The organism is Sphingomonas melonis (genome assembly GCF_013409985.1).
Taxonomy (GTDB): Bacteria; Pseudomonadota; Alphaproteobacteria; order Sphingomonadales; family Sphingomonadaceae; genus Sphingomonas; species Sphingomonas melonis_A.
In genome coordinates, this window is sequence record NZ_JACCBY010000001.1 from 566,268 (window position 1) to 590,719 (window position 24,452).

Here is a 24,452-nt window from a genome sequence, read left to right on the forward strand (position 1 = left end):
CCGCGTCACGCGACCGGGCTCTGCGGCGCGGCGGTCGGCGCCGACAGCATCCGCACCTCGTAGATGTCGACCTCACCGCGCTTGCCGGTGAAGACCACCTTCGCCGCGCCCTTGCCCTGTTCGCCGGCGGAGCGCAGCGGATAGTCGATCGCGACGAACGCCTCCTGCGGCTGGGCGTCGCGCGTATCGGTGGCGAGCGGCGTACCGTCGACGCTGATCGCCAGCTCGCGATTGCCGACGTCGCGGCCCCAATAGACGACGCGCAGCACCGCCGGCCCCGGCCGCCGTTGCAGCGTAAGCGCGATCGTCTCGCCGGCGCGCAGCTTGCGCGCGGCGCGGCCGTGCAGCTGCACCGTTTCGGGCTTGCTGGCGGCGAAGCCGTGATCGCGCTCGGGCTGCATCTCGCCGAGATAGGCGACGTCGGCGGTCCGCCGGGCGAGCGCCTGCCGTTCCTGTTGCGCGCGGAGATAGTCGGGCTTGGCGGTCGCCCACGATGACGAGGTGAAGGTCGGGAAATAGACCGCGGTGCGCCGGTCGTATTGCGCGTAGAACGGGCTGAGCTGGAGCGGTTCGCCTAGCGCCGAGCGGGCGGCGAAGCGGTGCGGGCCGTCCGCGGTGCGCAGCGCGGCGGTGGCCGGGCCGTCGACGGTGAGCGCGGGGCCGAGCCCGTCGAATGCCTCCGCCGCGGCGCCCATGTCGGCGGCGAGCACGAGCGGGCCGTGCGTGAAGGCAACCATCGTCGGATCGTCCGGCGTCGGCTCGGCGCGGAGCTGCATCGGCAGCACGACGTGGATACGGTCGCCCGCCCGCCAGCGCCGGTCGAGCACCGCATAGCCGTCGCGCATCGCGACGGGCGCGGGCGTGCCGTTGAGTTCGACGGTCGCGCCCTGCGCCCAGCCGGGGATGCGCAGCGCGATCGGCTGCGCCGAACGCCCGGCGCGGCGGATCGTCAGCGTCGCCTCGCCCTCGGTCGGCATGCGCGTGTCGAGATCGAGCGCCAGCCCCTGCCAGTCGAGGCTGCTCGGGATGTAGAGGTTGACGTAGAGCGTCCCCGCCTTGCCCGCGTCATGCCAGTAGATCGAGTCGGCATGCTTGGCGTGGCTCTCCATCCCCGACCCGACGCAGCACCAGAAGCTTTCCTCCGCGGTCGAATAGCTGCGCCGCGCGCCTGCCGACAGCGGCATGAAATAGACGAACTGGCCGGTGTCGGGCCGCTGGTGCGCGAGGATATGGTTGAGCTGGACGCGTTCGTAGAAGTCGAACCACTGTGCCTTCGGCTCCCAGGCATAGAGATGCCGGGTGAGCTTCAGCATGTTGTAGCTGTTGCACGCCTCGCACGTCGCCTCGGTGACGCGCTTCGACAATTGGTCGGGCTGGCCGAAATGCTCGCGCTCCGAATTGCCGCCGATGACATAGCTGTGATGATGCGTGACGCGGTCGTGGAAGAAGCGCGCGGCGTCGGCATGCGCGGGATCGCCGGTCAGTTCGTACAGGCGGGCGAGGCCGATCAGCTTGGGGATCTGCGTATTGGCATGCAGCCCGGCGAGCTGGTCGCGCCCGGCGGTGAGCGGGTCGAGCACCGCCTTGTGGCGGATCTTCTGCGCCATCCGCAGCCAGCGCGCGTCGCCGGTCAGCGCATAGGTCTCGGCATAGGTTTCGTTCAGCCCGCCATGTTCGGCGCGCAGCACCTGCTGCATCTGCGCATCGCTGAGCGGCTCGAACACCCCCGCCAGATAGCCGGCGAGGCCGATCGCGATCGGCAGCGCGCGCGGATTGCCGGCGAGCATATGCGCGTCGAGCAGCCCGGCATGGACCTTGTGCCACGTGTACAGCGGCACCCAGCCGCCGTTGAGATCGAAGCCGCCGGTGCGGATGTCGCCGCGGCGCACCTCCTCGAACACGACCTTGCCGTCGACCGTCTTGCCGTCGCGCTCGACGGTGGTGCCGCCGCAATAGCCGTCGCCATGCGCCGCCTGGATGCGCGCCATCTCGGCCAGCGCATGGTCGAGCGTCGCGGCGACATCGCGATCACCGGTATTGGCGACGACCAGCGCGCAGGCGGACAGCCAGTGGCCAAGCGAATGCCCCGCGATCCCCTGCGCCTCCCAGCCGGCATAGACCGGCTTGGGCGCGGGCAGCCTGGCGGAGACGTAGAAATTGTGGAGCAGCCGCTCGGGATCGAGCGACAGCAGGTAGCGGCGGTTGGCGGCAAAGGCGTCGGCGAAATGCGACGGCTTGAGGTGGACGTGGCGCATCGGCACCGGCTCGACCCGGGTCATCCGGTCGGTCGGCAGCGCCGCGGCGAACGCCGGCCCGGCAAAGACGAGTGCGCTGGCACCGGCGAGCAGGGTACGGCGGGTGACGCCGCAATGGCCGGTGCTGCCCAGCCGGCCCGTCACGTTGTTTCGACCCATAATCCCCTCGCTTATCAAGCTTGTGGCGCCGGAATCCGGTGCTGTTTATGTTGGAGTATATCGCCCGAGGGGGTGCGGTCAACGCGCTGGGGACGCGATAGGTCAGGATCGGGAAGCCCTTGCGCGATCCCGTACAACCGATATGTCTGACAAGAACGGGAACAACACCGGGGAGTGGAACTGTGCGGCATTCGTGGCTTTGGGCAGGGATCATCGGCAGCGTCGTGGCGAGCGCCGCGCTGGCGCAGGACGATTGGGCACCGCGGGTGCAGCCGGTCCAGATCGATCCGGCACGCCCCGACTGGGAGAATCCGGCGGTCTTCGCGCGCGGCAAGCTGCCGGCGAGCGCCACCGGCTTCCCCTTCGAAACCCGCGCCAAGGCGCTGGCCGGCGACGAGGCGGCCTCCGCCCGCCACGTCTCGCTCGACGGCACGTGGAGCTTCGCCTTCTCGCCCGACGCCGACCGCCTGCCGACCGGCTTCGAGCGGCCGGAGTACGACGTTTCGGCGTGGAAGCAGATCAAGGTGCCGGCCGACTGGCAGACGCAGGGCTTCGACCAGCCGCGCTACAACAACATCACCTATCCGTTCCCGGCGAACCGCCCGCTGATCCCGCATGCGACCAATCCGGTCGGCTCCTATCGCCGCGACGTGACGGTGCCGGCGGACTGGAGCGGGCAGGACGTCATCCTCCACATCGGCGCGGCGGGCTCGGCCTATTACGTCTGGGTCAATGGCGAGAAGGTCGGCTATTCCGAGGACAGCAAGCTGCCCAGCGAGTTCGACGTCACCCGCTGGATCAAGCCGGGCAAGAACGTCGTCGCCATCCAGATCTTCCGCTGGTCGGACGGCAGCTATCTGGAGGACCAGGATTTCTGGCGCGTGTCGGGGATCGAGCGCTCGGTCTATCTGATGGCCGCGCCCAAGGTGCGGGTGCGCGACGTGTTCGTCCACGCCGGGCTCGACGACACCTATCGCGACGGCAGGCTGTCGGTCGATGTCGCGGTGACGCCGGGCAATGCGGCGAGCGTGCGGATGGTGCTGCTCGACGGCGACCGCCAGGTGCTCGCCCGGACGCAGCCGGTCGCCGCCGCGAGCGCCGAGCGCCGGCTGACGCTGGCCGCAGACGTGCCGGCGGTGAAGCCGTGGACCGCGGAGACGCCCAACCTCTACACGCTCGTCACCGAGCTGGTCGATGCGCGCGGCACGCTGCTGCAATCGACCGCGCGCGCGATCGGCTTCCGCACCGTCGCGATCCGTAACGGCCAGGTCACCGTCAACGGCAAACCGATCACGATCCGCGGCGTCAACCGCCACGAACACGATCCCGAGACCTTCCACGTCGTCAGCCGCGCCTCGATGGAGCGCGACGTCCAGCTGATGAAGCAGAACAACATCAACGCGATCCGCACGTCGCATTACCCCAACGACCCGTATCTCTACGATCTCGCCGACCGTTATGGCCTGTACGTCATGGACGAGGCGAATATCGAGAGCCACGCGTACATGGACTATGCCAACCGCCGGCCGCGCGAGCGCGCCAAATATCAGGTCGGCTTCGATCCGGCGTGGAAGGACGCGCACGTCAGCCGCGTCGCCAACATGGTCGAGCGCGACAAGAACCACGCCTCGGTGATCTTCTGGTCGCTCGGCAACGAGGCGGGCATCGGCCCGAATTTCGAGGCCGCCGCGGCCGCGGCCAAGGCGCGCGATCCCGGCCGGCTGATCAGCTATCTCGGCTGGGGCACGTGGGACGGGATCAGCGATCATCGCCCCAATTATTATGCCGACATCTATGCGCCGATGTACGATCCGGCGGTCAAGATGGCCGACTTCGCCACCAACTGGAACTTCAAACAGCCGATGATCCAGTGCGAATATGCGCATATGATGGGCAATTCGGGTGGCAATCTGAAGGAATATTGGGACACGATCTACGCCCATCCCGACAAGCTGCAGGGCGGCTTCGCCTGGGACTGGGTCGACCAGTCGATGTACCGCTATACCAAGGACGGGCGGCGCTATTGGGGCGACGGCGGCGAATATGGCCCCAACCCGGGCGGCGATATCGAGTTCGGCGATGGCCTGCTACAGTCTGACCGCACCCCCAACCCGCAATTGTTCGAGCTGCGCAAGGTCTATGCGCCGGTGCAGTTCGACGGCTTCGACCCGGCGAGCGGGCGCGTCACGGTGCGCAACCGGCATGACTTCCGCGATCTGTCCGGCTTCGACTTCGACTGGGAGCTGGCGGAGAATGGCGTCGTCGTCGCACAGGGCGCGCTGCCGCCGCAGGATGTCGGCCCGCGCGCCGCGGGGACGCTCACGCTGCCGGTGGCGAGCTGGACGCGCAAGCCGGACGCCGAATATTTCGTGACGGTGCGGGTGCGCGCCAAGGCGGGCGCGATCCCCGCGGTGGCGGGCGGCGCGACGGTCGGCTTCGAACAGTTCGCGCTCGGCGGCGCGCCCGCCCTGGCGGTGGCGGCGGCACCGGCCGCGGGCAAGGTCGATGTCCGCCAGTCGGGCAGCACGATCACGCTGGCGGCGGGGCCGGCGACCCTCGAGATCGATCGCGGCACCGGCCTAGTGCGCCGCTATGTCGCGGACGGTCGCGCGCTCGCCTCGGGCGGCGCGCCGCACTTCTGGCGCGCGGTCACCGACAACGACCTCGGCATCGGCACCGCCGAACAGCTCAAGGTGTGGAAGACGATGAGTGACACGCGCCGCGTCACCGCGGTGCGTAGCGCGAAGAGCGATGCCGGTGCGAGCGTCACCGTCGACTATGCGCTCGGCGACGGCGCGGCGACCTTCACCACCGTCTATACGATGGCGGGCGACGGCTCGGTCGACGTGTCGGGCGCGCTGACCCCGGTGAAGACCGACCTGCCGCCGCCGTTCCGCGTCGGCCTCGCCTTCGCGATGCCGACCGACATCACCACGGTCGAATGGTATGGCCGCGGGCCGCACGAAAGCTATGTCGACCGCAAGACGTCGGCGCCGATCGGGCTGTGGCGGGGCGCGATCGCCGAGCAGAACCACGACTATATCCGGCCGCAGGAAACCGGCAACAAGGTCGACGTGCGGTGGATGGAGCTGTCCGGCGCCGGGCGCGGGCTGCGCGTGCAGGGCGCGACGCCGCTGATGATGAATGCGCTCGCCTTCCCCTATGCCGATCTCGACCGGCATGAACCGGGCACGTGGAAGTCGACCGATGTCGTGCCGCACGGCCACGTGACGCTGCTGATCGACTCGGCGCAATGGGGCGTCGGCGGCGACACGCAGTGGAGCGAATTCGGCAAGCCGCTGCCGCAATATCGCGTGCCGCTCGCCCCGGCGCGCGTCGCCTTCCGCTTCGCGCCGTTCACCGGCGAGGGCACCACGCCCGACAAGGCCCGCAAGGCGACCGCGACCGGCAACGACTAGGCCGGATCGACATTCAAGCTTCGGAGATAACGCGGGCCCCGACAGGGCAAGGCTATCGTGTGGACGTTCGCTTGAGTCCGTCGCCTCCCAATCCCACCCCGTCACCCCGGACTCGTTCCGGGGTCCACCGGGCCACGAGGGAATGGTAGCCCATCATGCCTTTCTCCTCGCCGCAGAGTGGACCCCGGAACGAGTCCGGGGTGACGGGTACCAGGAGGACGCCGACACGAGCCTCATCACCGGAGCCATAGGCGATAGCCCTCCCCCTAGAGGGGAGGAATTGGGCTGAATGTCGATCCGGCCTAAGACGGCCCGGTCGCCCGACGGGCGGCGGGGGCAGGGCGCTCCCGCCGCCTGCCGCCTGCCGCCCGCCGCTTGCCGCCTGCGGTGGGCGTCAGAAGCGCACGCGCACCGTGCCGCCATAGGTGCGCGGATTGCCGGGATAGCCCTGGATGATGCCGGTCGACTTCGTGTAGCCGAGCAGGTTGATGTAATAGGCCTTGTCGAACAGGTTCTCGACCCAGAGCTGCATCTCGAGCCGCTCGTTGTCGAGCAGTACGCCGGCCCGCGCGCTGGCGAGCGCATAGGCGGGGATCTCCGCCGAGGGATCGAGCGTGATCGTCGTATTCTGCTTCGAGCGCCAGTTGACGTCGATCAGGCCATAGGCCTTGGTCGTGGCGTCGAGCCGCTGCGTATAGTCGACGGTCAGGTCGCTGGTCCATGCCGGCGCCCATGCCACCTGCCGCCCGGTCAGGTCGCAGGTCACCCGGTCGGTCACCTGTCCCGGACAGACCGAATTGGGGAAGGAGGAATAGGTCGCCTTGTCATAGGCGATGAACCCCTTGGTGTGCAGGCCCGGCACCAGCCACGTCTCATTCTCCAGCTCGATGCCGCGCGAGGTCAGCGAGCCGACGTTGGCGAGGAACTTCAGCGCGGTATTGCCGACGCCGACCGACTGGTTCGCCTGATAATTGCGCACCTTGGTATGGAAGGCGGTGAGGTTGAGCAGGATGCGGTGGTCGAGGAAGGTCGACTTGATCCCCGCCTCGAAATTGTCGGCGGTCTCGCCCTTCACCGTCTGGCCGGTGCCGGGCGGCAGGTCGGGGCCGGCGTTGAACGGCAACAGATTGAACCCGGCCGATTTGTTGCCGCGCGCATATTTGCCGTAGACGAACACGTCCGGCGTCACGCGGTAATTGGCGCCGATCTCGCCCGACAGTGCGCTGTCCTTCAGGCTGGTGTCGACATGGCCGAGCTGCGCATTCGCACCGGCGCCGGACAGCGCGGTGATCTGTGCGGCAGTGAGCTTGCCGGGATTGGCCGCGACGACGCCGTCGTAGAGCTGGCTGCGGCGTTCCCACGTCTGGCGCAGCCCGATGTCGATGGCCAGCCGGCGCGCCTCGTCCGGATGCCAGGTCACGTTGCCGAACAGCGCGTCGGTGTCGGTGTGGAAGATCGCCTGGCTGCGGATGCCGAAGCCGGTGACCGCGGCGGCATAGCCGCCCTTGCCCCAGGCGCGCGTGCCGACGATCGGAAAGGCGGTCGTCGACGGATTGCCCGCCCACAGGTGATATTGCGTGCCGAAGCGGATGCGCGAATCCACCTGCAGGCGCTGGCGGCTGAGGAAGCCGCCGAAGGTCGCCTCGATCGGCTGCTCGCGCGGCGTCGCCCAGCGCAATTCCTGCGAGAACTGCTTTTCGACATTGCACGAGCCATAGTCGCTGATCGCGTCGAGCTGCGTGTAGTCATTGTCGTTGTTGGTGAAGCAGCTCCAGCGCTGCCAGCCGGTGATCGACGTGAACGTGCCGAGGTCGGCGGGCGACCAGTCGATCTGGCCGCTGGCGCTGTCGAGGCTGGTGCGCGCGTCGAGCCGGCCGTCGATGTTGATATAGCGGTCGCGCGCGTTGCTGGTCAGCAGGGTATAGCCGGCATCGGCCATCCGCTTCTGCAACGCCGCCGGATTGTAGACCGACAGGATCACCGGCGAGATGGTCGGGAAGAACTGGCGCGCATGCGTGCCGATCAGCCGGATCGCGAGATTCTCGGTCGGCGTCGCGAGCAACTGGCCGCGCACGCCGATGCCCTGCCGCGCATTCTGATACTGGTTGTTGTACAGGTTCTTATACGTGCCGTCGCGGTCGCTGTAGAAGCTCGACAGGCGGATCGCGAGCTTATCGGCGATCAGCGGGCCGGTGACGCTGCCCTTCACCTCGGTGAAGCCGAAATTGCCGGTGCTCGCCTCGGCCGAGCCGCCGAGCGTGAAGCTGGGCTTGAGCGTGTTGATCAGCACCGCGCCGGCGGTGGTGTTCTTGCCGAACAGCGTCCCCTGCGGGCCGCGCAGCACTTCCACATCGGCGAGGTCGTTGAAATCGTTCGACACCATGCCCTGGCGGCCGGTGTAGACGCCATCGACGAACACGCCGACCGAACCGTCGATGCCGTCGGTGTTGAAGCCGTTGTTGCCGATGCCGCGGATGCCGAGGTTGAGCTGCTTCGGATTGGTCAGATAGACCGAGAAGGCGGGCAGCTTGAACTGGAAATTGGTGAAATTGGTGAGGTTCTGACGGGTCAGGGTCGAGGCGCCGATGACGGTGATCGGGATCGGCACGCGCTGCGCATTTTCGCTGGTCTTGCGCGCGACGACGGTGATCTCGCGATCCTCGCCCTCCTCCGCCGGAGCAGGCGCGGCGGCTGTGGCGGCGGTGGCGTCGGGCGTGCCGGGGTTGTCTGGTGTCGCGGTCTGCGCCAGCGCCGGCGTCGCGGCGAGCAGGGCCGAGCTTGCCAGCCAGGCAAGCGTCATCCGGCGACGGAGCGTCGCCTCGCGGTCGATCGTCATCATTGTTCCCCCTGAACGTATCCGGCGGGGGCTAGCCACGCTTCGTTACGCGGCTGTTACATTTGCGACATCAACTGCGCTGTTCGCGGATGCCGGGGCGGCCGGGTTCGAGCGTGAAGCGGACGAGGTCGCGGATGCCCGATTGCGGATCGCGCGCGTCGTGCAGCCCGCGGAAGGTGACGCGGCCTTCCTTGGCGGTGAGCTCGACCAGTCCGTAGCCGCGCACCTCGTTCTCGGCGAAGACGAGGCCGTTCGCCGCCGCCTGCTGCTTGAAGCTGGCGTCGTGGAACAGGGAGGTGATCGATCCGCCGACGAATTCCGCCGCGATCGGCGCGGCATCGGGCTGCGCGGGGTCGTGCACGTCGGCGGCGGCGAAGGCGTGGATGTCGCCGCCGAGCGCCACCGGGTTGGACGTGCGCGCCTCGACCCAGCGGCGGTAGATGCGGTCGCGCGCGGCGGGGAAGCCCGACCAATTGTCGGCGGAGAATTGCACCCCGCGCTCGGGATGTTCGGCGTCGATCCGCCCCTGCTGGTGCATCAGCGTCTGCTGCGCGAGCAGATTCCATTGCGCGCGGCTGTCGCCCAGCGCCTGCATCAGCCAGGCCTCCTGCGCGTCGCCGAGCATCGTCCGGGCCGGGGAGTAGAGATCGGGGCAGGGCTCGATCAGCGTGCGATAGCGCGCGTGCGCCGCGACCAGTCCCGGCGGCTGGCAGGCGCGCGCGCCGCGATACTGGCGGTCGTCGACGATCTGGAATTGCGCGAGCCGGCCCCAGTCGAGCGTATGATAGATGCGCATCGCCGGCCCCAGCGGCGGCGCGGCGCGCACCGGCTGATGCTCATACCATGCCTGATAGGCGGCGGCGCGGCGCAGCAGGAAGACGGCGGGGTCGGTGTTGTTCTGGTCGAGCGCGTTGGCGTAATCGTTGGCGACCTCGTGATCGTCCCAGGTCAGCACCCAGGGCGCGGCATGGTGCGCCGCCTGCAACAGCGGATCGCTCTTGTAGGTGGCGTAGCGGACGCGATAGCCGCCGAGGTCCTTGGGCTCCGGATTCTGGTGCAGGCGCACGGCGTCCTTGGCGGTCGGCGCGCCCTCGTAGATATAGTCGCCCAGGAACAGGACGAAATCGGGGTCTTCGGCGACGAGATGCCGATAGGCGGCGTAGAAGCCCGATTCGTATTTCTGGCACGAGCCATAGGCCAGCCGCAGCCGGTCGACCGGCGCGCCGGTCGCCGGCGCGGTGCGGGTGCGGCCGACCGGGCTGGTCTCGCCGGCGACGAGGAAGCGGTAGATATAGCGCGCGGCGGGGCGCAGCCCGCGCACGTCGACATGGACGCTATGCCCCCAGCGCGGCTCGGCGCGTGCCTCGCCCTCGCGCACGACATGCGCGAAGCGTTCGTCGGTGGCGACCTGCCAGCGCACCGGCACCGCGACCGGCGGCATGCCGCCGGCGGCGTCGAGCGGCTGCGGCGCGAGCCGCGTCCACAGGATCACCGAGTCCGGCAGCGGATCGCCCGAGGCGACGCCGAGCGTGAACAGCCCGGCCGGCAGCCGCTCGACGCCGCGCGCCGCCACCGACAGCAGCGCGGCGGACCCGCCGATCAGCGCGCGCCGGGTCAGCACCGGCGCGGCAAGGGTCTTCTCAACCATGATAACGTCCCGCATGACCGCGATATCGGTCAGCGGTGCGCGGGTAAGATGACAGTGTGATGACCGCCGGGGCGGCTCAGCCCGCCGGCTTGAGCTGCGCGGAGTCGATATGCCAGCGCAACTGGCCGGCGCTGGCGCCGTCGACGGCGTTGACGCGGCGGACGACATAGCGACCGCGGAAACGCTGATGGCGGCCGTCGTCGAGCGTCGCGTCGACGGTGACCGGCACCGGCTGGTAGGACGATCCCGCACCGGCGTCGCCCGGCGGCAGCGCGCCGATCGTCACCCGCGTCGTGCGGGTATGCGCGAACCCCTGTTCGAAGGCGGCGCGGGTCTGGCCGGGGCGGCCGTCGTCGCCCCATTGCCGCCAGGCGGTGTCATAGTCGCGCGCGTCGAGCGCGGCATAATAGCGCTGCACCACCGCGGCGGCGGCCGCCGCGCTCTTGGGCGAGGGCGTGCAGCCGGCCATCGGGGCGCCCTTGCCGTCGAACAGCGCGCAGCTGCGCGCGATCTCGTCCTCGATCATCGCGCAACTGTTGGCGACGTTGCACGGCGGATGCGTCGCCGGCGAGACGTCGCGGCAGATCGCAACGCGGCGGGCCGCCGCCGCGGCGCCGATGTCGGCGGCGCACGACCGCGGCCCGGTGGCACGCGGCGTGTCGGTCGCGACCGGGCGGTCGGCGGCGGGCGTCGCCACCGGCGTGGCTGGCGCGGGCGCAGGCTCGGTGACGGTGCCGGCCGTATTGGCCGCGACGGGCTCGGCACGCCTATCCGCTCCGCCGCACGCCGCGAGCAGCAGCGGCGCGCACCAAAGTAGCCCGTTCCGTATCGTCGTCATGCGCCGTCTGCCTCCACAGCCATCGGTCGGTCCCGCGCCGCCGGCCTCTTACGTCACTGCCGCCGCGCGTTTTCGGCCCGTCTACAGCCTCTTGGCCCGACGCGTGACGAAAAGTTCATGGGCACGCCATCACCGGGACAGCGATCCGCGTGCATGAAGGCAGCATGGCATCGCAACGCTCCCGATCGCTGCGGTGGCGGCTCGCCTGGATCACCGGGATCGCCGGTGGCGTGCTGCTGGTGCTCGTCGGCATCGCCGCAAGTGCCGGCTTCTTCGACCGCGATGCCGCGCATCTGTTCGAACCGCAGGGCGCGCGGCGGACGCTCGGGGTGCTCTACGTCTCCGGCGACATGGGGATGCATTATGGCCCCAACCCGCATACCGTGCGCGCGCTCACCGGGCAGGGCTTCCCGGTCCTCGCGCTGAGTTCGCCGGTGCTGTTCGGCCTGCGCCGCACCCGCGCGGAGGTCGACCGGATCATCGCCGACGGCGTACGCCGCGCGCTCGCCGACACGGGCGCGGCGCGGCTGATGCTGATCGGCCAATCCTATGGCGCCGACGTGTTGCAGACCGGCCTCGCCGATTTGCCGATCGCGCTGCGTGGCCATGTCGCAGGGGTGGTGCTGGTCGTGCCGGGCGAGACGGTGTTCTTCCGCGCCGATCCCTCGGGCCTCGTCTATCGCGGCACGCCGGACAGCGAGAGCCGCGACACCGTCGGCCGGCTCGGCTGGACGCGGCTCACCTGCATCTATGGCGCGGCGGAGACGGACAGCGCCTGCCCGACCTTGCGCGGCGGGCGCGCGACGGTGGTGGCGATGCCGGGCGGCCATTATCTCAACGACGATCGCGCCGGCCTGTTCGGCCATATCCTGGCGGCGATTCGCCACGCCGCGCCAGAGGCTTTTACACGATGATTCGTCACCTTGCTGCGGCTCCGGGACGTGCGCGCCGTCTATGATCGTAAGATGGTGGGGATTACAATCATGACGATGACGCGATTCACGGCGGTACTGGCCGGGATGCTGGCGGTCGCGGCGGGGACGTCGGCGGCGCAGGCCACGGCGCGTCCCGGCGCGCCGGCGGTGATCGGCCGTTGGGCCAATCCGCGTGGCACGCTGGCGGTGCAGACCGGCCGCTGCGCCGATGGCGCCTTGTGTGGCCAGATCGTCTGGGCCAGCCCGCAGGCGCGTGCCGAGGCGCGCAGCGCCGGCCTGCCCGATCTGGTCGGCACGCAATTGCTGCGCGGCTATCGCCGCAACAAGGCCGGCGCGTGGGAGGGCAAGATGTTCGTCCCCGACATGGGCCGCACCTTCTCCTCGCGCATCCATCAGACCTCGCCGCATACGCTCACCATCACCGGCTGCGTCGTCGGCAGCTTCCTGTGCAAATCGCAGGTCTGGCACCGGGTGGCGTGACCACCGGTCGTCTGGATGCGGTGATGGCGCTCGCGCAGCAGCACCGCCGCAGCCTGACGGTCGCCGCGGTGCTGCTCGTCGCGGGGATCGGCTTCGCCGCGCTCCGGCTGGTGCTGCGCGAGGTGCATCTTAGCGACGTGCGCCGGGCGCTCGCCGCGATCCCCGACGCGCGGATCGCCGCCAGCCTCGCGCTGACCACCGTCAGCTACCTGCTGCTCACTGGGCTCGACTGGGTCGCCTTGCGCGCGATCGGTCGGCCGCTGCCATGGCGGATCGCGGCGGCGGGGTCGTTCACTTCCTATACGCTCAGTCACAATCTCGGCCTGTCGCTGATCACCGGCGGATCCGCCCGGCTGCGGCTCTATGGCGCGGCGGGGCTGGCATTCGGTGAGATCGCGCAGGTCGCCGGCATCTGCGCGATCGCCTTCTGGGCGGGCGTGGCGGGCGCGGCGGGGATCGGGCTGGTCGTCGGCCATGGCATCGCGCTGGGGCCGGTCACGCTGTCGCCCGGCCCGGCGCGCGCGCTCGGGCTGGCGCTGCTCGCGCTGCTCGCCGTGCTGCCGGTGCTGCGGGTGCGCGGCGCGACGACCCTGGGTCCGGCGCGGTTCGGGATCGCGCTGCCCAGCCTGCGCCAGATGGGCGCGCTCGCCGGCCTGTCGCTCGCCGACCTGACCATGGCGTCCGCCGCGCTGTTCGTGCTGGTGCCGGGCGCCGCGCCGGGGGCATTTCCCGGCTTCGTCGTCGCTTATGCGGTTGCGGTCGTCGTCGCGCTGCTGCTGCACGTGCCCGGCGGGCTCGGCGTGTTCGAGACGGTGGTGCTGGCGACCGTGCCGGGCGACCGGCCGACGCTGTTCGCCGCGCTGCTCCTCTATCGGTTGATCTATTATCTGCTGCCGCTGCTCGTCGCCGCGATCGGCATCGCGGCGAGCGAAGGCTGGCGGCTGCGCCATCCGATCCGCCGTGGCCTGTCCTATGTCGATCAGGTCGGCCAGCTGCTCGCGCCGAGTGCGGTGACGGCGCTGGTCTTCGTCGCCGGCTTCGTGCTGCTCGTCTCGGGCGCATTGCCGGGGGTGAAGGGGCGGCTGACCGAACTCACCGACCTCGTGCCGCTGCCGTTCATCGAGGGGTCGCACATGGCAGGCAGCCTGATCGGCACCGCGATGCTGCTCGTCGCGCCGGCGCTGACCGCGCGGCTGCGTTCGGGCTGGGCGGCGGCGCGCATCCTGCTCGTCGGCGGGGCGATCTTCTCGCTGCTCAAGGGCCTCGATTACGAGGAGGCGCTGCTCCAGCTCATCGTCGCGGGCGTGCTGCAATATTGCAAGGCGAGCTTCTATCGCGAGGGCGGTATCCTCACCGACCGGCCGCGCTGGCCGTGGCTGGTCGCCGCCGCCGCGGCGCTGGGCCTGAGCGTCTGGGCCGGCTTCTTCGCCTACAAGCGCACGCCGTACAGCGATACCTTGTGGTGGCGGTTCGCGCTCGACGGCAATGCGCCGCGCTTCCTGCGCGCCAGTTTCGCTGCCGGCGTGATGCTGACCGCAGTATCGGCCTGGCAATTGCTCACCGCCAGCCGCACGCGCACCGTCCCCGACGCGCTGCCGCCCGAGCCGGTGCTGAAGGCGGCGATCGCACATTGCCCGCGCACCGATGCCGCGCTCGCCTTTACCGGCGACAAGAGCTTCATCGTCTCCGCCGCGGGCGACGCCTTCCTGATGTACCGCGTACAGGGGCGCAGCTGGGTGGTGATGGGCGATCCGGTCGGCCCGGCGGCGGCCTGGAGCGAACTCGTCTGGAGCATCCGCCGCGCCTGCGATGCGCGCGCCGGACGGCTGTGCTTCTATCAGGCGAGCGAGCGGATGCTGCCCCTGTTCGTCGAACTCGGGTTGCAGGCGATCAAATATGGCGAGGAGGCGCATGTCATGCTCGCCGACTTCACCACCGCCGGTCCGCGCGGCAAGTCGCTGCGCCATGCGGTGCGGCGTACCGAGGCGGCGGGCGCGGTCTTCTCGGTCGAGCCGGCGAGCGCGGTGCCGGATCTGATGGCCGAGCTGGGCGAGGTGTCGGCGGCCTGGCTCGCCGCCAAGGCGGGACGCGAGAAGCGGTTCAGCCTCGGCGCGTTCGACGCGGCCTATCTTGCCCGCTTTCCGATCGCGCTGGTGCGCGTCGAGGGGCGGATCGTCGCCTTCGCCAATATCTGGGTGTCGGGCAACGGCGAGGAGGCCTCGGTCGACCTGATGCGCCACCATCCCGACGCGCCCTACGGCACGATGGAGATGATGCTGGTGCGGCTGATCGAATGGGCGCGCGCCGAGGGCTATGACCGGTTCAACCTCGGCATGGCGCCGCTGTCGGGCATGCCGAGCGGGCGGCTGGCGCCGGTCTGGGCGCGGCTCGGCCATGCGCTCTTCGCCAATGGCGAGCGGCTCTACGGGTTCGCCGGGCTGCGCGCGTTCAAGGCGAAGTTCGGCCCGGTCTGGGTCTCCCGCTATATCGCGACGCCGTCGGGGCCGGCGATGCCGCGCGCGCTGATCGACCTTGCGCGGCTGGTGAGCGCCTGACCGCTGGTTTAGGGTCGATCGCATGAGCGACGATCATCCCACCAGCCGCCGGCGCAGCGTGCTGTTCATGCCGGCCTCCAACCCCCGCGCGATCGCCAAGGCGCGCGGACTCGCCTGCGACGCGGTGATCCTCGACCTCGAAGATGCGGTCGCGCCGGAGGCCAAGGCGGAGGCGCGGTCGGCGGCGGTGGCCGCCGCGGTCGAGGGGTTCGGCCCACGCGCCTGCGCGGTGCGGATCAACGCGCTCGACACGCTGTGGGGGCAGGACGATGCCGCCGCGGTCCGGGGGCTGGCGGCGGCGGCGGTGGTGGTGCCGAAGGTCGCCAGCGCCGCCGATCTGGTTGCGGTGCGCAGCGCGCTCGGCACGGACGGGCCGCCGATCTGGGCGATGATCGAGACGTGCGGTGCGATCCTGCGCCTGCCCGAGATCGTCGACGCCGCGGCGGCGACGCGTACCGAGCTGCTGATCGCGGGCACCAACGATCTCGCCAAGGAGATGCGCTGCCGTCCCGGTGCGGATCGCGGGCCGTTGCTGCCGGCGCTGACGCAGCTGGTCATCGCGGCACGCGCCGCCGGATTGGTGGTGCTCGACGGCGTATGCAACGCGATCGGCGACGCCGGGCGGCTGGCGGCGGAATGCGGGCAGGGGGCGATGCTCGGCTTCGACGGCAAGACGCTGATCCATCCCGGCCAGATCGACGCTGCCAACACCGCCTTCGCCCCCAGTGCGGACCACGTGGCGTGGGCGCAGGCCGTCGTCGCCGCCTTCGCCGCGCCCGAGGCTGCGGGCCGCGGCGCGATCCAGCTCGACGGCACGATGGTCGAACGGCTCCACCTTGCCGAGGCGCAGCGGATCCTCGCCAGCTAGGCGCTTGCGAATCACATAAGCGTGCGCTTATGTGTCGGCATGACCGAGGCCCACGTCTTCAAGGCTCTTGCCGACCCGACCCGCTGCGCGATCTTTGCGAAGTTAGCGGCGGGCGGCGCGAACGCCAGCGCATTGCGCGCCGGCCTGTCGATCAGCCAGCCCGCCATGTCGCAGCACCTGGCGGTCCTGCGCGAGGCCCGGCTCGTGCGCGAGCAGCGGCAGGGCCGCTTCGTCCATTACGAAGTCGATCCCGACGGCCTTGCGGTCGTCGCCGGCTGGCTCGCCCGATACCGCGCCTATTGGCCCGAACGGATCGCCGCCCTCAACACGCTGCTGAAGGACATGGATCAATGAGCGACGCCGACGCCCTCGTCCTCGAATACGATCTCGACGCACCACCGCCCAAGGTATGGCGAGCGATCAGCATCCCGGCCTTCCGCGAGCAATGGCTCCCTGCCGCGGCGCTGATCGACCCGGAGGGCACGACGATCACGCCGGGGCAAGAGGTCCGCTACCGCATGCGCGACGCCGGGCCGCCGTTCCGCGAAAGCCACGTCACCTTCCGCATCGCTCCGAATGGCAGCGGCACCCGGCTGCGTATTGTCCACCAGCTTGCCGGCGTCGCGAACGACAACGACCACACCCTCATGCGGGCCGCCTGACGCGGCAGACCGGAGCGCTCCGATGCAACTCGTCCCCATGGTCATCGAACAGTCGAGCCGCGGCGAGCGCTCGTTCGATATCTATTCGCGGCTGCTGCGCGAACGCGTCATCTTCCTGAACGGCGAGGTCAACGACAGCGTCTCGGCGCTGGTCTGCGCGCAACTGCTGTTCCTGGAGGCGGAAAACCCGCGCAAGCCGATCAACCTCTACATCAATTCGCCCGGCGGCGTGGTGACCAGCGGCCTCGCGATGTACGACACGATGCGCTACATCCGCGCGCCGGTGCATACGCTGTGCATGGGGACGGCGCGGTCGATGGGGTCGTTGCTGCTGATGGCGGGCGAGCCGGGCGAGCGCGCCGCACTGCCCAACGCCAGCATCCTTATCCACCAGCCCTCCGGCGGCTATCAGGGCCAGGCATCCGACGTGCTGATCCACGCCGAGGAAACGCAGCGGGTCAAGCAGCGCATGCTTCGCCTCTACGCCGACCATTGCGGGCGCAGCTACGAGGCGTTCGAACGTGCGATGGACCGCGACCGCTTCCTCACCGCCGAGGAGGCGCTGGAATGGGGCCTGATCGACCGCATCCTGACGCCGCGCGACCTCGATATCGCGGCGTGACTAGCCCTCCAGCATGGCGCGGATGCGATCGGCGATGGCGTCCATCGCGAAGGGCTTGGTGAGGAGCGCCATATTGGGCGCGAGCGGGCCGTTGCCGATCACCGCATTCTCGGCATAGCCGGTGATGAACAGCACCTTCAGCGCCGGCAGCAGCGCGAGCGCGGCGTCCGCGACCTGGCGGCCGTTCATCTGGCCGGGCAGGCCGACGTCGGTGATCAGCAGGTCGACCTGCGCGCCGGTCACGAGCAGGCGCAGCGCCGCGGCGCCGTCGCCGGCTTCGAGCACCGTGTGCCCCATCTCGGTCAGGATCTCGACGACGAGCATGCGGATCGTCGGCTCGTCGTCGACCACCAGCACCGTGTGGCGCCCTTCGCTCGCCGCCGGGATCGCCGCCCGCGTCATCGGGTCGTCGTCGGCATCCGCGTCACCGTAGTGGCGCGGCAGGTAGATGCACATCGTCGTGCCCTGGCCGAGTTCCGAATAGATGCGCACCTGCCCGCCCGACTGGCGCGCGAAGCCATAGATCATCGAGAGGCCGAGGCCGGTGCCCTCGCCCATCGGCTTTGTCGTATAGAAGGGGTCGAAGGCGCGCGCCTGCACCTCGGGAGTCATGCCCGTGCCGGTGTCGGTGACGCAGAGCGACAGATATTGCCCCGGCGGCAGGTCGCGTTCCCGCGCGGCGCGTTCGTCGAGCCAGCGGTTGGCGGTCTCGATCGTGATGCGGCCGCCGTCGGGCATCGCGTCGCGCGCGTTGATGCACAGGTTGAGCAGCGCATTTTCAAGCTGGTTGGGATCGACCATCGCCGGCCACAGCCCGCCGGCACCGACTACCTCGATCGATACGCCCGGCCCGACGGTGCGCTGGATCAGGTCGCGCAGGCCATCGATCAGTCGGTTGATGTCGGTCGGCTTGGGATCGAGCGTCTGGCGTCGTGAGAAGGCGAGCAGACGATGGGTCAGCGCCGCCGCCCGCCGCGCCGCGCTCTGTGCCGCATTGGCATAACGATCGAGCTCGTCGACGCGGCCCTGGCGGATGCGGACCTGCATCATCTCGATCGCGCCGCTGATCCCGGTGAGCATGTTGTTGAAGTCATGCGCCAGCCCGCCGGTGAGCTGGCCGACCGCCTCCATCTTCTGCGCCTGGCGCAGATGCGCTTCGGCGGTCATCAGTTCGCGCGTGCGCTCCTCGACCTGTTGTTCGAGCGAGGCGGTGAGGGCGGCGAGTTCATGCTCGACGCGGCGGCGCTCGACCGCATCGCGGGTCCGCTCGGCGACATCGCGGACGAAGGCGACCTCTTCGGGCAGCCAATGCCGCGGCTGCGCATTGTTGAGGTAGAGCAAGGCGACGAATCCGCCCTGTTCGGTCACCGGCATGTTGATGAAGGACAGCGCGGCAAGGCTCCTCAGCCCCTCCGCGGTGCCGGCGGTGCGCGGGTCGTCATAGACGTTGCCGATCGCCACCGTCTCGCCGCGCTTGAGGTCCTCGATATAGGAGCCATAGTCGCGGAAATGGAGGATGCCGGGCAGCGGTTCGATGCCGGGGGCGCACCATGGGCGGCTCGACACGATCGTCTCTGCCTCGCGGTCGATCGTGCCATAGCCGCAGCGGCTGACGTCGAACAGTCGGCCCAGGATCTCGACCGCGGCATAAGCGAGGTCTTCGGGATCGCCGGGATCGCGCAGCCGGTCGTTGAGCCGGACCAGCGCCTTGAGCCGCAACTCGGCGGATTTGCGCGCGTCGATGTCGAAGCTGATGCCGGGGAAGCGGACCGGGCGGCCGTCGGCATCGAAGGTGACGCGCCCGCGTGCCGCGACCCAGCGGGCGCGGCCGTCGGGCTGTTGCAGGCGATAGTCGCTTTCGAAGGGCTCGCCGGTGGCGAGCGCCGCGCCGATCTCCGCCTCGACGCGCGGCAGATCTTCGGGATGGATCGCGGTGAAAAAACGGGTCAGCCGCGCGCCGACCCGCGCCTCGTCGGGATCGACACCGTACAGGCGCGCGAATTCCACGTCGGCGGTGACGCGGTCGGCGACCACGTCCCAGTCCCAGCTGCCGACGCTGATCGGCCCGGCGGTCTTCAGGTCGTCGTCGGCCATCGGCGGCGAAAGGCTCTCATCTGTGACATGGGCTGCCGAAACGCGCTGCGATCCGGAGCGATCCGGCGTATAATATATTGAGACGCAGTTACACTTCAGCGTTGCGTTGCGGCCACATCGTCGCGCGACCAGCCACCGCCCATCGCCTGATACAACGCGACATAGGCGGTGATCCGGTCCGCACGCGCCTGGACCAGCGCAAGCTCCGCGGTGAGCAGGCCGCGCTGCGCATCGAGCTGTTCGATATAGGAGGTGTAACCGGCGCGATAGCGGTTGCTGGCGTTGCGCAGCGCCGCGGCTAGCGCATCGACCTGAAGCCCCAGCGCGACCGCCTGTTCGCCCGAGCGCTGTACCCCGGCGAGCGCATTGTCGACCTCCTGGAAGGCGATCAGCGCGGTACGGCGATAGGCGAAGGCGGCCTGATCGCGGCGCGCGGCGGCGACGTCGCTCTGCGCGCGCAGGCGGCCGCCGTCGAAGATCGGTGACAGGATGCTGGCGCCGATGGAGAAGACGCCGATGGGATTGGCGAGCGCGGTCGACAGGACGACGCCCGCCGAGCCGGTGAGCGCGAGATTGGGCAGCATCGCCGCGCGCGCGCTGTCGAGCGTGCGGTCGGCGGCGACCAGCGTCTGCTCCGCCTGGAACAGATCGGGGCGGCGGCGCAACAGATCGGCGGGCAGGCCGTCGGGGATCGCGGGCGCGAGCAGCCGGTCGAGCGGCAAGCCGCGCGGGATCGCGCCGGGGCTGGTGCCGAGCAGCAGGCTGAGCGCATTCTCCTGTCGGCTGATCGCCAGTTGCGCGGCGGGGACGAGCTGTTGCGTCGCGCGATATTCGGCCTCGGCCTGGCGCAGTTCGAGGTTGGAGGTATAGCCCGCCTCGGCGCGGCGGCGGGCGATGCGCAGCGCCTCGGTGCGCGCGGCGAGCGTCTGCTGCGCGACGGCGAGGCGCAGATCGAGCGCGCGCAGCGTGACGTAATTGGTCGCTACGCCGCTGGCGATGGCGAGACGGACGGTGTCGCGTGCGCCCTCGCTGGCGAGCAATTGCGCCTGCGCGGCGCGGCTCGCCTGCCGGAGGCGGCCGAACAGGTCGAGATCGTAGCTGGCGGTGACCGCAGGCTGCGCGCCGATCGCGTCGCTGGGGGTGCCGAACGGGCTGACCGTCTGGCCGGTGGTGCTCGGCAGGTTGCCGCCGAGCGTCGGCGTCTGCTGCGCGCGGGCGAGACGGGCGGCGGCACGCGCCTCGTCGATCCGCGACGCGGCGGCGGCGAGGTCGACGTTGTTGGCGAGTGCCTGACCGACCAGTTGCGTAAGCACGGGGTCCCCGAACGTGTTCCACCAGTCGGCGCGGATCGGCTCGCCGTTGCCGAGCGCGGTGCGCCATGCGGGCGGCGGGACGATCACGCTGGCGGCGGGCGCTTGTGGGCGAGGGCCGATACAGGCGGCCAGGGTGAGGCAGAGCAGGGTGGTGCGCGCGAAGACGTCAAGACGCGAGCGGGGCGCGCTCGGGGCGGACACGGTCCTTTTACCACTATGGATGATGGAAGGTGCGGCGGGTGTCGGTAGCGCGACATCTTCGCGTCTTCGCGTCTTCGCGCGATCATCATCGGCGCTTGCGGGAAGAGGCTGGATATTAGTTCGGGCGGAGGCGCGGAGACGCGGAGGTGTTGCGCTTGAAGTGGACGCCCGACCCAAATCCTCCCCCGCCAGGGGGAGGTGGCACGGCAAAGCCGTGACGGAGGGGGAGGATACGGCGAACTGCGTCGTATGCGGAGACGCCCCCTCCGCCACGGCCTGCGGCCGCGGTCCCCCTCCCCCGCTAAAGCGAGGGAGGACTTCGTCGTTGCACCCGGCGACCCCCATCACTTCACCACCGGGCCGCTGGAGGTGTCGACGCGCGCCTGCACCGACATGCCCGGCCGCAGCCGTGCCGCGAGCGGCTGGCCGGGATCGATGCGGATGCGGACTGCGATACGCTGCGGCACCTTGGTGAAATTGCCCGTCGCATTGTCCGCCTTGAGCACCGCAAATTCCGATCCCGCGGCGGGGGAGATGCGCTCGATATGGCCGGTCAGCCGCGCATTGGCGAGGCCGTCGACGGTGAAGCTCGCCGGCTGACCGACCGTCATCCGCGCAGTCTGCGCCTCCTTGAAATTGGCGATCACCCAGGTCTCGGGCGGCACCAGGAACATCAGCTGCGAGCCGGCGGTGACATATTGGCCGACGCGGACGCCGACCTCGCTCAGCCGGCCGCGTTCGGGGGCGCGGATGACGGTGTTGGCGAGGTCGATCTGGGCGAGCCGCAGCGCCGCCTCGGCACCGGAAACGCCCGCCTGCTGGCCGCCGCGGCCGACCTGGACGGTGCGGATGTCCTGCCGCGCGATCTCGCGGGCGGCACGCGCCTGCTGCACCGCCGCCTGCGCCTGACGCAGCGCGGCGAGCGTCTGGTCGCGCTCGCGCAACGAGACCGAGCCGTCGGTGACGAGATCGTTGACGCGGTTCATATCGGCCTGCGCGCGCATCAATTGCGCCTCGGCATTGGCGACCGCGGCGGTCTGCGCGGCGAGGCTGGCAGTGCGGCTGCGCTCGGTCTGGCGCGCGTTGGCGAGCGTCGCCGCCTGCGCATCGACCTGCGCCTGCGCCTGATCGACGCGCTGGCGATAGATGCGGTCGTCGATCTGCACCAGCGGCTGGCCGGGCTGCACGTCCATGAAGTCGCGGACGAACACCTGTGTGACATAGCCCGACACCTGCGGCGCGATCACGGTGGTGCGGCCGCGCACATAGGCATTGTCGGTCGACTGGTTGGCATTGGCGAAGGGCGGCAGCCGCCAGGCCGCGAGCACCGCAAGGATGCCGCCGATCGCCAGCGCGGCGATGACGATCAGCGCCGTGCGGCTGGGCGGCTGCGGCCGCCAGCCCGAGCCGACCGGCGCGGCGGCGGGCGCGGGCGGCGCGGCCGCCGCCGCGGCCTGCGCCTCTTCGGTCGCAGGGGTGGGATCGACGGGGCTGCGGCTATCGGTCATGCGGAACTCTGCTTGAGCGCGGCACGGCGTTCGCGACGCGCCCGGCGGATCATGAGGAACAGGAGATAACAGAAGGTGAGCGCGGCGAGCACCGCGATCAGCCGGAAGACGTCGTCGAACGCCAGCACATTCGCCTCGCGCGTCGTGGTCTGCGACAGGATCGCGCCACCCTCGGCGCTGCGCAGCGCGGGATCGCCGACGACGCGCGACACCGCCGCGCCGCCCGCCTGCAGCCGCTGCGCGACGATCGGGTCGGTGGGATCGATCGCCTGCACCAGCGCGGCGCTGTTCGCCTTCTCGCGAATCTGCTGATAGCTGCCGAGCAGCGCGGTGCCGGCAAGGCCGCCGATCGAGTTGATCATCCCGAACAGCGCGATGAAGCTGATGATATGGCCGGTGCCCTGCTGCAGCGCGCGGGTCATGCCGAACAGCAAGGCGGGGCCGAGGAAATAGGTGGCGGCGAAGGCGATCAGCGCCTGGCTGGCATACATCTGCGGCGCGCGGGTGAGGCTGGTCGCGTGGCTGTCGGCAAAGGCGGCGATCGCGACGAGGCCGATGGCCAGCATGATCGGGTGCGCCGGGCGGCTGACATCGAGCGTCACCGCGCTCAGCACCACGCCGGCGACCGAGGCGAGGAAGATGATCGAGAAGAAGGGGACGAGCTGATCGTTGTTCTGGCCGAGCACGGTGAGCAGCCCGACCGAGGCATAGGTCTGTTCGGACAGGACGATGCGCGCCATGATGGTGACGACGGTGAAACGGAGAATGTCGGCGCTGCCCAGCCACCGGGTGTTGAGCAGCGGATTGGCGCGGTGATGCTCGATCGCGAGCGCCGCGGCCAGCATCGGGATCGCGGCGAGCAGCGCCCAGCCGATCCACGGCGCATTGGTCCACCAGACGATCCGCCCCAGGCCGAGCACCGCGGCGAACAGCGCCATCGCGCCGGCGAACAGCACGAAGGTGACGAAGTCGAGCCGCTCGAACGCCTTAGACCGGGTGGTCGGCGGCAGGCGGAGGCAGGCGACGGCGGCGAGGCTGAGCAGCGCCAGCCCGAGTTCGAAGAGGTAAAGCGTGCGCCATTGCGACATCGCCAGCAGGTCGGGCGAGAACAGGCGCGCCAGCGGCGTCGCGCATTGCGGGATGCCGATGCCGATCACCAGAGCCTTCAGCCGCCATTTGGTCGGCAGCGCCTGCATCATGTAATAGAGGCACAGGCTCGACACTGCGGCGCCGGCCATGCCGCTCGCCGCACGAACGAGGATCGCGGTGTCGAAGCCGCGCACGAACAGATGCGCGAAGGTGAGCGCGGCATAGATGCTGAGGAAGATCATCGCGAACGGGCGCAGCCCGAATTGCGCGCGGAATTTGATCAGCAGCAGGTTGATGCTGACGTTGGTCATCACATAGACCGTCGGCAGCCAGGCGATCTCCGCCGGATCGAGGCCCAGCGCGCCCTGCAGCGTATAGGTATTGGCCGAGATCAGCGCATTGCCGAAGCCGCCGGTCAGTCCGAGCAGCACCGAGATGACGCCATAGGCGATGCGATGGCGCGTGCGATGCTCGACCGTGCCCGGCGAGCCGGGGAGCACGGGCAGCTCGTGCGGCGCGAAGGTCCAGTCTTCCTCGGACAGGAAGCGGCGCAAGCGGGCGATCATGACGTGGCTATACGCGCGATCGGGGCGGGCGGTTCATTGCTACGCCAACGCTGTTCAGGCGGGGCGGTTTTCTCACCCCTTCCGTCGCCCCGGACGTGGCCCGGGGTCCGCCGGGCGGCGAGGGAATGGTCGCCCCTCAAGCCCCGCTCCTCGCCGCGGAGTGGACCCCGGACCAGGTCCGGGGTGACGGGTCTTTTGGGGCGATGTGTCGACAGGTGGCGACGTTCGGCCATCCCGAATGGCGCGGTAGAGCGCGATATGGGCGTCCGCCGTCCGCGCGACGGTGACGCGCTCCGCCACCGCGGCGCGGGAGGCGGGTGGCTCTATGCGCGATCTGGGCGGGTGGTTCATTGCTATCCACACGCTGTTTAGGCGGGACGGCTTCCCCACCCATTCCGTCACCC

General features: G+C 69.8%; 16 protein-coding genes. 8 read left to right on the forward strand and 8 right to left on the reverse strand.

Annotation, left to right across the window (positions count from 1 at the left end):
- Positions 1-5: 5 nt before the first annotated feature.
- On the reverse strand, positions 6-2,414 hold the full coding sequence (locus HD841_RS02920) for a glycoside hydrolase family 127 protein (protein ID WP_179507373.1): 2,409 nt from the start codon (positions 2,412-2,414) through the stop codon (positions 6-8).
- A gap of 182 nt (positions 2,415-2,596) precedes the next feature.
- Between HD841_RS02920 and HD841_RS02925 the strand changes: the two genes are divergently transcribed.
- Positions 2,597-5,833 carry a glycoside hydrolase family 2 TIM barrel-domain containing protein gene (locus HD841_RS02925; RefSeq protein ID WP_179507374.1) on the forward strand — a complete coding sequence of 1,079 codons (3,237 nt, stop codon included), beginning with the start codon at positions 2,597-2,599 and terminating at the stop codon, positions 5,831-5,833.
- A 394-nt stretch (positions 5,834-6,227) separates the two neighbouring features.
- On the opposite strand, the gene HD841_RS02930 is transcribed toward HD841_RS02925, so the two are convergent.
- The 3 genes from HD841_RS02930 to HD841_RS02940 form a co-directional block, all read right to left on the reverse strand.
- A complete protein-coding gene (locus HD841_RS02930; RefSeq protein WP_257015181.1) occupies positions 6,228-8,672 on the reverse strand; it encodes a TonB-dependent receptor in 2,445 nt (814 codons plus the stop codon).
- A gap of 67 nt (positions 8,673-8,739) precedes the next feature.
- Positions 8,740-10,317 (reverse strand): alkaline phosphatase D family protein, encoded by a 1,578-nt coding sequence (locus HD841_RS02935; protein WP_179507375.1) that lies wholly within the window; start codon positions 10,315-10,317, stop codon positions 8,740-8,742.
- A gap of 76 nt (positions 10,318-10,393) precedes the next feature.
- Positions 10,394-11,155: a hypothetical protein gene (locus tag HD841_RS02940; RefSeq protein ID WP_179507376.1), complete on the reverse strand. Its 762-nt coding sequence runs from the start codon at positions 11,153-11,155 to the stop codon at positions 10,394-10,396.
- Positions 11,156-11,319: 164 nt separating this feature from the next.
- On the opposite strand from HD841_RS02940, the gene HD841_RS02945 reads away from it, so the two are divergent.
- From HD841_RS02945 to HD841_RS02975, 7 genes are all read left to right on the forward strand, one after another.
- Entirely contained in the window at positions 11,320-12,069 is a 750-nt protein-coding gene (locus tag HD841_RS02945) for an AcvB/VirJ family lysyl-phosphatidylglycerol hydrolase (RefSeq protein WP_179507377.1), read from the forward strand.
- Between the two features lie 69 nt (positions 12,070-12,138).
- Positions 12,139-12,570: a DUF2147 domain-containing protein gene (locus HD841_RS02950; protein ID WP_179507378.1), complete on the forward strand. Its 432-nt coding sequence runs from the start codon at positions 12,139-12,141 to the stop codon at positions 12,568-12,570.
- Positions 12,567-15,125 carry a bifunctional lysylphosphatidylglycerol flippase/synthetase MprF gene (mprF, locus tag HD841_RS02955; protein WP_373562914.1) on the forward strand — a complete coding sequence of 853 codons (2,559 nt, stop codon included), beginning with the start codon at positions 12,567-12,569 and terminating at the stop codon, positions 15,123-15,125. Before HD841_RS02950 ends, mprF begins: the two co-directional genes overlap by 4 nt.
- Positions 15,126-15,147: 22 nt before the next feature.
- Complete coding sequence (locus HD841_RS02960; RefSeq protein ID WP_179507379.1) at positions 15,148-15,993, forward strand: HpcH/HpaI aldolase/citrate lyase family protein; 846 nt, start codon at positions 15,148-15,150, stop codon at positions 15,991-15,993.
- A gap of 39 nt (positions 15,994-16,032) precedes the next feature.
- The gene (locus HD841_RS02965; RefSeq protein ID WP_218845351.1) at positions 16,033-16,347 is read left to right on the forward strand and encodes an ArsR/SmtB family transcription factor; all 315 of its coding nucleotides are present in this window, start codon (positions 16,033-16,035) and stop codon (positions 16,345-16,347) included.
- Positions 16,344-16,655 carry an SRPBCC family protein gene (locus HD841_RS02970; RefSeq protein WP_179507381.1) on the forward strand — a complete coding sequence of 104 codons (312 nt, stop codon included), beginning with the start codon at positions 16,344-16,346 and terminating at the stop codon, positions 16,653-16,655. The genes HD841_RS02965 and HD841_RS02970 overlap by 4 nt, the downstream gene beginning before the upstream one ends.
- A 22-nt stretch (positions 16,656-16,677) precedes the next feature.
- A complete protein-coding gene (locus tag HD841_RS02975; RefSeq protein WP_179507382.1) occupies positions 16,678-17,277 on the forward strand; it encodes an ATP-dependent Clp protease proteolytic subunit in 600 nt (199 codons plus the stop codon).
- Here the strand turns inward: HD841_RS02975 and HD841_RS02980 are convergent, their stop codons facing one another.
- From HD841_RS02980 to HD841_RS02995, 4 genes are all read right to left on the reverse strand, one after another.
- Entirely contained in the window at positions 17,278-19,371 is a 2,094-nt protein-coding gene (locus tag HD841_RS02980) for an ATP-binding protein (RefSeq protein WP_179507383.1), read from the reverse strand. It abuts the gene before it with no gap.
- A gap of 95 nt (positions 19,372-19,466) precedes the next feature.
- Positions 19,467-20,885 (reverse strand): efflux transporter outer membrane subunit, encoded by a 1,419-nt coding sequence (locus HD841_RS02985; RefSeq protein ID WP_373562915.1) that lies wholly within the window; start codon positions 20,883-20,885, stop codon positions 19,467-19,469.
- 344 nt (positions 20,886-21,229) lie between these two features.
- Positions 21,230-22,393, reverse strand: coding sequence for an HlyD family secretion protein (locus tag HD841_RS02990; protein ID WP_179507384.1), 1,164 nt, complete (start codon positions 22,391-22,393; stop codon positions 21,230-21,232).
- The gene (locus HD841_RS02995) at positions 22,390-24,048 is read right to left on the reverse strand and encodes an MFS transporter (protein WP_179507385.1); all 1,659 of its coding nucleotides are present in this window, start codon (positions 24,046-24,048) and stop codon (positions 22,390-22,392) included. Before HD841_RS02995 ends, HD841_RS02990 begins: the two co-directional genes overlap by 4 nt.
- Positions 24,049-24,452: the final 404 nt, after the last annotated feature.